Below are 13678 nucleotides of genomic sequence, written 5' to 3'. Positions count from 1 at the left end.
GATAATACCCGTTTCTGGCACTCGGTGCCATATTTTGACAACAACCTGTTTCTCGACAGTCTATCTGTTTTCAATCCGGATAAAGGACGAAATGGATGTTGAAGATCGGCCATAATCCCGTGGAGTCTTTTTGCCCACGACATGATCTTCGTCGCTCCATTATTCCATCCTGTGCCGCGTATACTGTCCTTTTTCAGCACGAAATCCAGAAACAGAGCCTCTCACGCCCGGACGCCCTGCGCCCTGTCGCCTTCTCCCAATCGGTAACGAGGTAAAAATGGCCTACGCAACGACAAATCCCCTTACTGGCGAAGTCCTCAGGACCTTCCCCAACGCAACGGATGAAGAAGTCCAGGCGGCCCTCTCCGAAGCCCATGCGGCTTTCGAAAGCTGGCGCGACACCCCCTTTGCCGAACGGGCAAAGATCATGAACGCTGCCGCAGCCATCCTGCGCCGCGACATCGACAAATACGCCCGCCTCGGCACGCTGGAAATGGGCAAGCTGTTCACAGAGTCGAAACTGGAGATCATTCTCTCCGCCGAGATCTTTGAATATTACGCCAAATATGCCGAAGAACTGCTGAAGCCCGAGACGCTTCCGGTCGCCAATCCGGCCGAGGGCAAGGCGACGCTGGTTCACGAACCTCTCGGGATCGTACTGGCCATCGAGCCCTGGAACTTCCCGTTCTATCAGGTCGTCCGCATCATCGCGCCGCAGCTTTCGGCCGGTAATGCTGTGCTGCTCAAACACGCATCCAACCTGCCGCAGTGCGCCGCCATCTGCGAGGACCTGATGAACGAGGCCGGACTGCCCAAGGGCCTGTTCCGCAACCTCTATCTTGCCCGTCCCCATACGGAAATGATCCTGAACGATCCCCGCGTCTGCGGCGTGGCTCTGACGGGTTCCGAAGGGGCTGGCGTCATCATCGCGGGTACGGCCGGCAAGGCGCTGAAGAAGGCCACGATGGAACTCGGCGGCGCCGATGCCTTCATCGTGCTGGATGATGCGGACGTCGAAAAGGCTGCGAAATGGGCCGTCATGGGCCGCCACTGGAATGCCGGTCAGGTCTGCGTTTCGGCCAAGCGCATCATCGTGGCGGATGCGGTCTATGACCGCTTTCTGGAGATCTACAGGAAGGGCGTTTCCGAGCTGAAGGCCGGTGATCCGATGGATCCGTCCACCTCGCTTGCTCCGCTCTGTTCGCAGGGTGCGGCGGATGATCTGCGCAAACAGGTCGAGGAAGCCAAGAAGCATGGCGCGAAGGTTGAGGCCATTGGAGCCCCGGTTCCCACGAAGGGTTCCTTTTTCCAGCCGCTGCTGATGACCAACCTGCACGAGAATAATGAAGCCCGTCACTGGGAATTCTTCGGGCCGGTCACGCAGCTCTATCGCGCCAAGGACGAAGCCGATGCCATCCGCATCGCCAATGACTCCCCCTATGGTCTGGGTGGTGCGGTCTTCACGAAGGACAAGAGCCGCGGTGCACGGGTGGCGTCGAAGATCCGCACGGGCATGGTCTACATCAACCATCCCCTGATCCCGAAGGCCGATCTTCCCTTCGGCGGCATCGCCCGCTCCGGCTATGGCCGCGAGCTGGTGGGGCTGGGGATCAAGGAGTTCGTGAACCACAAGCTCATCAACATCGTGGATATCGACGCCCCGATCTGAGGACAGCGGGGATGTGCCGGGAGACACCTTCCCGGCGCATCCCGCCCCTGACGCATCACGTTGATTTGAGTTCTTTACTGAATTCCGGAAAGAATTCGCCGGTCTTTATTACAGTCACCTGAATATGATTTTCGGCATATCCGGAATCCTCATAACAGTCTGTGCGGACTCTACCGTTTAATAAGAGCGTTTACTGCCGCCGTGCGCGGTAAACGTCTCTTCCCTCGTGTCTTTTTCTGTTGCCCACCCCCTGAACGGAGGCCTGAAAACCGATGGCGTCTCGATCTGAAATTCTGATTGTCGGTGGCGGTGTTGCCGGTCTTTCCCTTGCAACCCGCCTCGGCAAGTCGATGGGAAAATCCGGAAAGGCGCGCATCACGCTGATCGACAAGAGCTTTTCCCATGTCTGGAAACCGATGCTGCACTGCTTTGCCTCCGGCACGGTCAGCAACGAAAACGACAAGGTGAACTTCATCTCCCAGGCCAGCGGACACCATTTCGAGTTCTGGCCCGGCGAGGTTGCCTCCATTGACCGCGAGAACCGCGAGGTCGTTCTCAGCCCGCTTCTGGAAGCCGACGGCACCGTCATTCTGGAAAGCCGGCGCATGAAATACGACACGATCGTCATCGCGATCGGCAGTACCGCCAATGATTTCGGCACGCCCGGCGTCAAGGAACACTGCATGTCCATCGACAATCTCGTGGACGCCAATGCGTTCAACGAGAAGTTTCGGATGGAGCTGCTCCGCGCCTTCGCCAACAATTCCGAACTGGACATCGCGATCGTCGGCGGCGGTGCGACCGGTGTGCAACTCGCCGCCGAGCTTCACAAGGCACTGGAAATCGTAGGGCCGTACAACCTGCATGCTTTTGGCAAGGCCCCGCCCAAGCTCCATGTCACGCTCCTGCAGTCCGGCGCGCGCATTCTTCCCGCTTTTCCGGAATCCGTCTCGGCTGCGGCACAGCAGGAACTCGAACATATCGGCGTTACCGTCCGCACCAATGCGCGCGTCGCGGGGGCCGATGAGCATGGTTTCACGCTCAAGGACGGGTCCTATGTTTCGGCCAAGCTCCGCGTCTGGGCGGCTGGCGTCAGAGCCCCAGAGGTCACGACTGCCTATGGTGGGCTGACGATCAACAGGACCGGTCAGATCCTCGTCAATCCGAACCTGTCCTCCATTGATGACGAGCGGATTTTCGCCATGGGAGACTGCTCCTTCATCCAGGACGATCCCCTGCCCGCCACGGCGCAGGTCGCCCGCCAGCAGGCCCGGCATCTTGCGCGCCATCTGCCGGCCTGGATCGAGCATGGCCAGAAGGTTCCGGGCTGTATTTTCCACAACAAGGGTGCGATCGTGGCTCTGGGAAAATACAATGGCTGGGCGGCTCTTCCGGGCGGTACGGTCTGGGGGGGAGGCATCTCGCACGGTTTTTCGGCGCGGATGGCCCATCTCATGCTCTATCGCCAGCACCAGATCGAGCTGTTTGGCTATTATCGGGGGCTGATGTCCTTTTACTCCGACTGGGTCGAAACCTTCGTCCGGCCTTCCGTACGCCTGGACTGAGCACCGTCCGCGCCTGAGGAACCCGCCTGACAGCAAAAAAGCCCGCGGCCTACGCCACGGGCTTTTTGTCCTAGAAGTCCGCCCGTACGCTGCCGAAGAACATCCGAGGTGCTCCGATCTGCATGGACTGATCCGTCAGCGCGCCCGAGGCGATATCCGCCGGATTGCCGTTTTGCCCCATCGTGGAAATATAGCGCCTGTTCGTCAGGTTGGAGCCATTGAACGCGACCGTCAGGTTTTTGATGGCGCCCAGATAGCGGTTGTACTGCTTCATGTTTCCGAAGCTGTACTGCACGCCCACATTTGTCAGCCAGTAGCCGGGGCTTTTGACGTCTCCCGTGTAGCTGTAATTGCGCGTGCCCGTGTAGCTTCCATCGGCATAGGCCGTCATGCCATGCCATTCGTAAGACACGCGCCCCTTGTACATGAAGCGTGGATAATTGACGATCTGCTGGCCTTTCGTCGCATAGACCGTGGAGCCGCTGACAAGGTTCTGGTCATAGACGCCGTGGTTGTAGCTGACGGAATTGGTCAGCGCGAAACCCCGGAACGGCATCAGTGTCAGACCCGCATCTACACCGTTCATCGTCACGCCGCCCACATTCGAGACGGCCGAGATCGGGTTGACGACCGGCCCTTCCGTGATCTGCTGCAAACGGTTGTTGTAGTTCGTCCGATAGGCATAGACCGTCGCGGCGACCAGTTTGCCCGTGTAGCGATAGCCGATCGCATAAGTCCACGCCGTCTCGGGACGGATCGAGGATTTCGTATCGTCATAGGCCGTCTGGGACACTGCAAACGGCGAGTTCGACAACTTGTAGCCGGATTCCGCATAGGTCCGGGCGTTTTCCGAAATATCGAAATACAGCTCGTGATCCTTCAGGAAATGCCAGTCCGCGCTGATATGCGGCAGGAACGGCTTGGCTACCGTCAGGCTTTCCCCGCTCGTAACAGCCGCACCAGCGCCATAATAGTCCTGGTTCAGATAGCCGTCGCCAACACGCGTCGTGCTCAGCAGGGACTTGAAGCCGACATGCAGGGCCAGGTTCGGCAGCACGTTGTACGTGTCCTGCACGAAGGCCGTGAACGTGTTGGTGTTGTAGTTCTGGTTAAAGATCTGTGCGAACGGATCGCGCCACTGGGTCAGCGGATCATGCACCTTTCCCTGAACCACGCCATTCACGACCGCCGGCTGCGCATAGGCGTTCATGGGCGACATGTAGCTGTTGTTCTCGTACCAGACACCCGCGCCGATATGATTGTGCGCGATATCGTAATGCAGTGCCGAGACGATGCCGAAACGCCGGATTTCCGGCTCTTTCATCAGCTCACTGACCGGAGATCCCGTGGGCGACGGATAATAGGGAGTCGCCCAGGAGGTCTGGTTGCGCTCGCCATGCCCGTAGGCCGTCGTGTTCCATGTCAGACGGTCCGTCAGGCGCAAATCGGCCTTGATGCCACCAAACGTATCGACCGTATTCGTGCTGCCATCGTAATACGCTGCGTCCACCGGATCATCGAGCGTCCCGACTTTCCCAGGATAGATCCCGTTCGCCGCGTTCACAGCCGCGATATAGCCGGAATTGCTGCCATTCTCGTAACTCGACAGACCATAGCCCACCCGGTTGATGATCTGCGGCGAGACATCCGGATAGGTGTTCTGGTGCAGGTCGCTCCAGTCAAAGAACGCTGAAATCGAGCTGTCATGACCGATCGGCTGCACGAGCTTGGCGTTCACCTGCTGCATGAACTGCTCGCCATAACCCTTCCACATCCCGCTGTCGTTGCGCATGTAGGACGTATAGAACTTCGTGCCGCTGGAATTGAGCTTCCCGCTCTCGAAGCGCAGGAACGTATGGTAGGTGCTGTAACTGCCGAAACCCGCCGAAGCCGTGCCGCCCATTTTGTCTGACGGCGTCATCGAGACATAGCTCAGCCCGCCACCCAGATTGTTGCTCGCCGCCATGCTTTCCGCCCCGGCCGACTGCGACACATCGATGCGCGCTACGTTCTCCGACGAAATCGCCATGATCGGGTTCAGACCGTTATAGTTCCGGTACGTCATCTCCCCGAGCGGCATCCCGTCGAGCGTCATGCCGATTTCCTGCTGCTGGAAGCCATGCATGAAGATCTGCGCACTCCATGTGTCGAGCCCCTGTGCATCGCCCGACTGGAACACAATGCCCGGAAGCTGTGAGATCACCTTCATCGGGTTGGTACCGGCCGGTGCTTCCGCCAGCATTTTCTGGCTGACCGTCTCGACTGTCCCGCGCGGCGGATGACGGGCCACAACCGCCATGTTTTCCGCGCTTTTGCTTACATATGGCCCGGTATGCCGATGCTTCGGAACTGCCGCACGGGGCATGTTTTTATGTGCAGCGGGAGCTGCTCTGTGCACCACGGACGAATGCCTGGTGGCCGCCATGGCGGACGAAGAAAAGGCGGCCGACAGCATCGTCGTCACGGAGAAGGCGAGGTGCAGGGAGCCGGGTCGTTTACACATATGCAGTCTACCTCATCTGGCTTACAGGCACGTCCTGTAGCGGGGCGGAAATTCGGTCCTGAAAGTCAGTAGCGGCCCTGAAGCGCCTCGAAGAAACCGTCGAAATTGTCCCAGGGAATCATATGTCCCGCATCCGGAACATATGTGATAGCTATCGCAGGATTGAGCTGCAGGATTTCTTCAACATCCTCCTTCTGGATCACGCCACCCCGCGTTGCGATAACAAGAATGGCAGGCGTTTTGAGATGAGGCAGATCCTGATGGATATCTTCGGTGTGGAACTTCTCGAACGTGATCCGGGTCGCCAGTTCATCACAGGTATGGAGCCACTGCGCCCGCAACGTGCATTGCTCGTCCGTCCATGTCGGGCAAAACCGCTTCATCTCCGCCCCGCTCATGCCCCTGCGCGCCAGACGGATTGATTCCGTGTACCAGTCCAGTTTGGCAGGATAGGCCCGACGTCCGGGACCACTGACGGGAGGATCGATCAGCGCCAGATGTGCCAGCCCGGCATCATTCTGCCGCGCCGCACGGATCGCAATGCGTGCGCCCATGGAATGCCCCATCAGGACCACATCCTTCAGGCCCAGCGCGTCAATGAAGCCGCGGACATCCGCCGCATAGGTATCGAGATCATAATCCAGATCCGGCCCCGTCGAAGACAGGCCACGCCCGCGCACATCCAGCACATAGACATCATGCGTCTCGGCCAGACGGTCCGCGACGAACCCCCAGGTGATGGCCGGGCTCGTAATGCCGGGCACCAGCACCAGTGGCGCACCCTTGCCGCCGTAGCGCAGATAATGCTGCCGGATGCCATTGGCATGAACATTTGCACCATAAAGCAGACGTGTCTGGGTCATGACGTGATCCTTCTGAAAAATCGTGATATCAGGCGTTGGGAAGGCGGGACAGCAGGGTGTCGAGGTCCATGACGTCCCCGCATTTCTGCGCCATATCGAACAAATTGGCCTCATGCGGCCCGATGGCCCGGTCGCCCACGCAGTCGGAGACGATCACCGGACGGAATCCGTACTGCATCGCATCCAGCACGCTCGCGCGCACACATCCGGACGTCACACATCCAGCGACAACAACGGTCTGCACCCCGTGCGTCACCAGCCAGGAGGCCAGAGGCGTACCCGCGAATGCCGACGGCACCGTCTTGCGGACCACATATTCACCGGACTCCGGCGCCAGTTCATCCACGATGGCAGACGCGGGGTTACTTTCCGTCAGCCCCAGCATCGTCGGCACTTTCAGCGAAAAGATGTTCGCATCCGCGCCATCATCCGCAAACACGATCCGCGTATGTGCCACTTTCCAGCCCAGACGCCGCGCCGTTGCCAGCAGCGTTTTCGTCCGCTCGATCGCTGCGGGAATATTGCCGCCACCAAAGGCTTCCGGATCGGCAAACCCGTTGACGAAATCGACAATCAGAAGCGCAATGCGCCCCGTCATGCCCATTTCGTTTCCGAAACCCTGTTTTTTGTAGCGATCCTCGTCGCGGTTATCCTGCGTGCTCATCATGCGTTCTCCACAAGCCTGCCGTCTTTCACGACCGGCACATCATCAAGCGCGACCGTGCAGCCCCGCATCGGAATATCGATATGGCACGCCGTATCGCGCGTGCCGCCCGCTTCATTGTTCGGCCCCGTGGACCACAGGAAGTTTCCCGAACAGGCGCGCGGGTCCATGCCGATGCTGGCCTCGCGGTCATAAAACCCCATGACTGACCAGTGCGCCCGATCCTGCATTCCCCAGCCGATATGCGACACCGCATAGACTTCCGGATCGTTGAAACTTTCCATGTAGTCCCGCAGATGGTCGGCCTCGTAACCGCCCTCGATTGCCCGGACGAAGCCTTTTTCAAGGTGGCAGGTGATGGGCGCCGTCACATAGGATTTCTGCGGCAGGAGAATGTCTCCCGGCGCCAGAACGATCTTTCCTTCCGCCGAGCCTTCATTGGACCATGTCGCCAGAAAGCCGCTCGGCCAGTGGTCCCATCGTCCCGGCGCATCCACGAAACCATATTCTTCCAGCATCGGATAATCGCCCAGCGCGAAAGACGCATCCGTCCCGGCCGCCGACGTCACCCGCATCACCTTCGCCGCCTGAAGCTTTTTCGAGGCCGCCAGAACGCGCTCGCGATCTTCCATCGTCGGCGTCATCCGCACCAGAACCTCGGGCGGCTCCACCGCCAGCAGGATGCGGCCACCCGCTGCGAGGATTTCATGCTGCTCGGCCGAGAACAGCAGCGTCATCAGATCCAGCACCAGATCGCTGGCCTTGAGCATCTCGACCGCCGCCCGGTTGTTCGTCAGCGGCGTCGTTCCGACAAAAGCCAGCGGATCGCGCGAGAAGGACAGCGCACCGTTCGTCGGCTGAAGATCCAGCCGGTTTGCAATCGCTCCCTTTTCCCGCACGGCCAGAACCGCACAGCGCAGGGTCTGCTCATTGCTGCCCAGCGACGTCAGCAACGTCACGGTCTGCCCCGCTTCCAGACGGCACAGCGTCAGCACCTGTCGCCAGGCCTGCACCAGTTCAAAATCACTTACGGGCATGAAGGTGGCTCCTTGGACTCCGATCCTGCCTTGAGGATCTGGTTGAGGCCGATGGCGGCGATTGTGGCGGTCGCAATGCCGCCCAGCGTCACACCGCCGATTGTGAAAGTGAGATCTCCCGCCCCGGCCACGAGGGCCACGCCAACAGGAAACAGCGTTGAGGCGCGGGAGAAATCGACGCGGTTATCCACCCAGACGCGCACCATCGTCGCCGCGATCAGACCAAACAGCCCGACCGAGAGGCCACTGAGCACAGGCTCCGGAATGGCCCGCAGCAACGCCCCGAAGAACGGCGAAAAACCCAGCAGAATGGCGAAAATTCCGGCCACCCCGAAAGTCAGCGTCGAATAGACCCGCGACAGCGCCATAACGCCGATATTCTCGACATAGGTGGTCACGCCCGTACCGCCGAGACTGGCCGCCAGCATCGTCGCCAGCCCATCCCCAAGGAACGCACGCCCCGTCAGATGATCCAGCGGCCGGCCCGTCATCGCTCCGATTGCCTTGAGATGCCCAAGGTTTTCCGCCACCAGAACCAGCGCAACAGGGGCAAGAAGGATCGCCGCATGGCCGGTAAAACGTGGTGCCGTCAGATGCGGCATCCCGATCAGCGGCGCGGTCAGAACTTCGGAGAAGTCCATCGCCGGCGCCAGATGCAGCCCATTCGCCACCACAACATACACAAGCGTGGAGACAATCAGGGAGAGCAGGATCGCCAGTCGCCGCAGATAAGGCCCGCCATAAACCGCCAGCAGAGCCGTACACAGCAGCGCGAAGAGACCGCAGGCCGTGCCCGCCCCGCCATGCCCGAGCCCGCGCGACGCCACGGGGGCCAGATTAAGCCCGATCGCTGCTCCGATCGCGCCAGTGACGGACGGTGGCATGAGGCGTTCGATCCACCCCGATCCCGTAATCCGTACCAGAACCCCGATCAGCGCATACACCACGCCTGCCACGAAAATCCCGCCACAGGCCAGTGCAATATCGGGGTTCGGACCGTGTCCGGAATATCCGGTCAGCGCCACGACGAGTGCAATGAAGGAAAAGCTCGATCCCAGATAGCTCGGAATGCGTCCGCCGGTGATGAGGAAGAACAGGATCGTTCCCAGCCCCGAGCACAGGATCGCCACATTGGGGTCAAACCCCATCAGCAGCGGCCCCACCACGGTCGATCCCGTCATCGCAAGAACATGCTGGCCGCCAAGGAGGATTGTCTGCCCCACGCCCGGATGCTCGTCGGGCGCGATCATGTCCGTCCGTTGTGCCCGGCGCCAGACCGGAAGCCAGCGTTCACCCATTCTCAATGCCCTCCCTGCGCACGGATGCGGGCCACATGAGCCTCCAGATCCGTCCACTCGGGACGACCGGGGGCCATTGTCCGCCGCAGATACGCAACAAGTTCCGCAATCTGTCGGTCAGACAGGATCTCCCCGAATGCCGGCATGGTGGTCGCCTGCGCATAGGCCGGCTCCGACACACCCCTGAGAATGACATGAACGAGATTATCCGGGCTGTCCGCCTGGATATTGCTGTTGAGCGCAAGCTGCGGACGCGCGCCAAACAGATGCGCGCCTTCGCCTTCATGGCAGCTTGCGCAACTCCCGTTATAGATCCGCGAGCCTTCGCCCCGGTCCAGCGCCTGCAGCCCGCGCGCCTGCTCCAGAACCGCATCCCGACGCGACGCCACACCTTCGATGGCGTTCCTGCGATCAAAGGACGCGATGTAATGCGCAATCGCCCGCACATCCGCATCAGGCAGGGACGCCATGGAATGAACAACCGGCGCCATCGGCCCTCCCGCTGGACCATGCGCTGGACTGAACCCCGTCCGCAGATAGGCGTACAGATCGTCCTCACTCCAGGGCAGCGGAGACTGCGACAGCGTGCTCAGCGCCGGGGCCGACCATCCCTCAGCCTCGCCCCCGCCCAGATACGCATTCTTCCAGCGCTCGGCCCCCAGCGCATTGCGTGGCGTATGACAGGCCGAGCAGTGCCCCAACCCTTCCGCCAGATAGGCGCCGCGGTTCCACTGTTCGGATTGTGCAGGATCGGGCGTGAACGGCGCGGGGTCATGGAACAGCATATTCCACCCGGCCATCGAAAAACGCATGTTGTACGGAAACTTCAGCGCCGTCTTCGGCACCGCATTACGCACCGGTTTCTGCGACATCAGATAGGCATACAGATCCCGCAGATCCGCATCGCTCGTCTTCGCAAATGCTGTGTAGGGAAACGCCGGATAAAGATGCCGCCCGTCCCGGCTGATGCCATGACGCATCGCCCGCTCGAACGCTTCGTAAGACCAGGCCCCAAGCCCGGTCTCCACATCCGGCGTGAGATTGGTGGAATAGATGATCCCAAACGGCGTCTCCAGCGGGAACGCCCCCGCATTCGTCACTCCACCCGGCGCCGTATGGCAGACCGCACAATCCCCCGCAGCCGCAACCTTCTCGCCCCGCGCAATCGCGGCATCGGAAAACAGACCGGCTTCCGGCGGCGAAACCGGCGCAATCGCCGACCGCCATGGCATGACCGTCGCCATCAGACCGCCCACCGTCGCAAAAGCCGCCGCTAACGCCCCGCGACGCAGCTTCGCGCCCAGCGTGGTCCGTGCCATCGCCGGACGCATTTCCGGCCCTGATATGCTTAGCGCCGCCAGTGGCCGCACTGCCTCCGTAGGCAGCGGCCCCAGCGCCTCATCCAACCGCGCCTTCACCTTTTCCGGCGTGAACGGCACATCCCGAAAACGCACGCCCGTTGCGGCATAAAGTGCATTGGCAATCGCCGCCGCACTCGGCACGGACGCGGATTCCCCCGCCCCCAGAGGCGGCTGGTCCTGACGGTCCATCAGCACGGGCTCGATCGCCGGAAGCTCCGGGAAGGTCAGGATCGGATATCCGCCCCAGTCCCTGCTCTCCACGCCCTTGTCGTCGAACTGCACCTCTTCGCGCAGGATGCGGCTCGTGGACTGGATGACATTGCCCTGAAGCTGATGGCGCACCCCGGCCGGGTTCACCATCATGCCCGCATCCTGCCCGACCACCGCCCGCGTGACACTCACCACGCCGGACTGACGATCCACCTCCACATCCGCAACCCAGGCCGACCACGCCGCCGCCGTGCCGGGAAACGTCCCATGCACATACTGCGCATAGGCCAGTCCGCGGCCCTTCAGCACGCGTTCCTGCGGATCAACTTTGACTGGGCCGGCCCGATAGGTCCATCCAGCCCGATCCGCCGTCGCCTTAAGAAGCTCGCAGGCCCGCTGGTCCGGCAAATGCTCCAGACGGTATTCCAGCGGATCAGCCCCGGCCTCTGCCGCCAACTCGTCGATATAGCTGTCATGCGCAAAGCTGTTCGGAAGTGCCGAGACCCCCCGGAACCAGGACGCCCGCGCAATCGGGGGCATGTCCTGAACCGTCACCCGCGCGTTAGGATAATCATAGGGCGGAACAGACGTCCGGTCCCCCATCTGCGCCACGGCCGGAACTTCCGCCGGAACAACACCGGTCAGAACCAGCGCGAGCAGCGGCGAGACATTGGACGGATAGCTGGTGTCCAGATCATACGCGACGGGCTGCCCGGACGCATCAATTCCGCCCCGGATCCGCACGAACTGTGCCGCGCCCTTCGGCTCCCAGACATGCTCCTGCTCACGCGAAAGCTGCACCCGCACCGGACGCCCCACCGCACGCGACAGCAGAGCCGCATCGCCCCCCACATCGTCTGCGCAGTTGCGCCCGTAGCACCCGGCCGCTTCGTGCCGGATGACCTGAATGTCAGCCGTGGACAGTCCCATCAGCAGCGCCAGATCCGCACGCAGCATATGCGGGTTCTGCGTGCCGGACCACACTTTCAGCTTCCCGTTCTGCCAGTCCGCAACCGAACAGGATGGACCGATGGAACCATGCATCTGGTACGGCCAAAAATATTCCCGCTCCAGAACAGTCTTTGCCCCGGCCAGGCCATCTTCAAGCGTGCCACGATCCAGCACCACCCGCGGCGTCGAAGGATTGTCATGTACAGCCTCGGCCGGATTGGTCAGATCCGGCAACGCAACAGGCGCCCACTCCACTCGCAATGCCTGCGCGGCGGCCGCAGCCTGCTCTTCACGTTCGGCCACAACACCCACGAAATCGCCGACCACGACCACATCCATCACACCTGGCAGATGCGCCACAGACTCCCGGTCGACCGAAAGCAGCGCCCGCCCGACATACGGCCCGTGGTCGTACCCCTCATAAGGCGGCCGCACGACGCGCCCATGCAGCATCCCGTCCACACGCACGTCATGCACATAGACTGCCCGGCCCGTCACCTTGTCCGGAATATCCACGCGCGGCATGTCGCGCCCCACCAGACGATATTCGGACGTACTTTTCACCGCCGCCGCATCATCCAGCAGAACCCGCAGTTCCACGCCCTCAACCAGATCTCCGATGCGATAGACCCGGTTCGGCAAAGGCGGTTCACAGACCAGTTCGCCATCCCGCAGCGTCATGGTCCCGATCGCACGGCCTGTCAGTTCCGCTGCACGTTCCAAGAGAAGACGCCGCGCCTGTGCTGCGGCCCGGCGCAGCGGAATGGCCGTGACCTGAATGGTCTCGCTCGCAATCGTCGCACCCTGATCCGGCGTATCTTCGGTATGGCCCAGCACCATCCGCACCCGTGCCGGACGTGCATCAAGCTCTTCCGCCACGATCTGCGCCAGAGACGTCGCAATCCCCGTTCCCAGATCCACATGCCCGCAGAACGCCACGACCTGATCATCAGCCGTGATGCGCAGGAAAATTTCGTCTTTGGGAATAAACCCGCCCCGTGCCGCCAGTCCTTTCGGTGGCTGAGCGGGACGGAAAATGCTGAGAGAACCAGTGGGGAGCGACGCCTGCGCCATCAAGGGTCTCCCTTCACAAGACCCGCCGCAATGCAGGCCGCCTTCATGATTTCGACATGGGTGCCACAGCGGCACAGATTATATCGCAGCGCCTCTCTCAGCGCCGCTTCGTCAGGATCGGGCACGGCATCCAGAAACGCCTTCACCGTCATGACCATTCCGTTAAGGCAATACCCGCATTGCGCTGCCTGTGCCTTGATGAAAGCCTGTTGGACCGGATCGGACCCGTCAGGAGAAAGCCCCTCCAGCGTCACGACGGCCTCACACGCTGCGGCCGTTTCGACCCGGACCACACAGCTCCGCGCGGCCTTGCCATCCAGCAGCACGGTACAGGCTCCGCATTCTCCCAGTCCGCACCCGAATTTCGGACCATTCAGACCGAGATCATTGCGCAGCACTGTCAGAAGCGGTGTGCCGGGGACAGCGTGAACCTTGCGCCGTTCCCCGTTCACCATCAGAAAGACGCTGTCCGTCATAGCGTCC

At 61.3% G+C, this 13678-nt stretch carries 9 protein-coding genes; 2 read left to right on the top strand and 7 right to left on the bottom strand.

Features of this window, described 5'->3' with window-relative positions; translation table 11 throughout:
- The first annotated feature begins 277 nt into the window (after window positions 1–277).
- Both HKD27_RS13780 and HKD27_RS13775 read left to right on the top strand, forming a co-directional pair.
- A complete protein-coding gene (locus HKD27_RS13780) occupies window positions 278–1669 on the top strand; it encodes an NAD-dependent succinate-semialdehyde dehydrogenase (protein WP_194689832.1) in 1392 nt (463 codons plus the stop codon).
- A gap of 272 nt (window positions 1670–1941) precedes the next feature.
- Window positions 1942–3234 (top strand): NAD(P)/FAD-dependent oxidoreductase, encoded by a 1293-nt coding sequence (locus HKD27_RS13775; RefSeq protein WP_194689831.1) that lies wholly within the window; start codon window positions 1942–1944, stop codon window positions 3232–3234.
- Between the two features lie 70 nt (window positions 3235–3304).
- Here the strand turns inward: HKD27_RS13775 and HKD27_RS13770 are convergent, their stop codons facing one another.
- From HKD27_RS13770 to HKD27_RS13740, 7 genes are all read right to left on the bottom strand, one after another.
- Complete coding sequence (locus HKD27_RS13770) at window positions 3305–5533, bottom strand: TonB-dependent receptor (RefSeq protein ID WP_228518529.1); 2229 nt, start codon at window positions 5531–5533, stop codon at window positions 3305–3307.
- A 269-nt stretch (window positions 5534–5802) separates the two neighbouring features.
- Complete coding sequence (locus tag HKD27_RS13765; protein ID WP_194264405.1) at window positions 5803–6600, bottom strand: alpha/beta fold hydrolase; 798 nt, start codon at window positions 6598–6600, stop codon at window positions 5803–5805.
- 28 nt (window positions 6601–6628) lie between these two features.
- Complete coding sequence (locus tag HKD27_RS13760; protein ID WP_194689875.1) at window positions 6629–7264, bottom strand: N-carbamoylsarcosine amidohydrolase; 636 nt, start codon at window positions 7262–7264, stop codon at window positions 6629–6631.
- The gene (locus tag HKD27_RS13755; RefSeq protein WP_194689830.1) at window positions 7264–8301 is read right to left on the bottom strand and encodes a 2,5-dihydroxypyridine 5,6-dioxygenase; all 1038 of its coding nucleotides are present in this window, start codon (window positions 8299–8301) and stop codon (window positions 7264–7266) included. The genes HKD27_RS13760 and HKD27_RS13755 overlap by 1 nt, the downstream gene beginning before the upstream one ends.
- Window positions 8292–9599 carry a solute carrier family 23 protein gene (locus HKD27_RS13750; protein WP_194689829.1) on the bottom strand — a complete coding sequence of 436 codons (1308 nt, stop codon included), beginning with the start codon at window positions 9597–9599 and terminating at the stop codon, window positions 8292–8294. The genes HKD27_RS13755 and HKD27_RS13750 overlap by 10 nt, the downstream gene beginning before the upstream one ends.
- A 2-nt stretch (window positions 9600–9601) precedes the next feature.
- Window positions 9602–13195, bottom strand: a complete 3594-nt coding sequence (locus HKD27_RS13745) for a molybdopterin cofactor-binding domain-containing protein (protein ID WP_194689828.1) — start codon at window positions 13193–13195, stop codon at window positions 9602–9604.
- Window positions 13195–13671, bottom strand: coding sequence for a (2Fe-2S)-binding protein (locus HKD27_RS13740; protein ID WP_194689827.1), 477 nt, complete (start codon window positions 13669–13671; stop codon window positions 13195–13197). Before HKD27_RS13740 ends, HKD27_RS13745 begins: the two co-directional genes overlap by 1 nt.
- Between the last annotated feature and the right edge of the window lie 7 nt (window positions 13672–13678).

Origin of the sequence: Gluconobacter sp. R75690 (assembly GCF_015244525.1) — a bacterium.
GTDB classification, from domain to species: domain Bacteria; phylum Pseudomonadota; class Alphaproteobacteria; order Acetobacterales; family Acetobacteraceae; genus Gluconobacter; species Gluconobacter potus.
The sequence above is the reverse complement of the archived record's forward strand: the minus strand, read 5'-3'. Positions and strand labels throughout refer to the sequence as shown.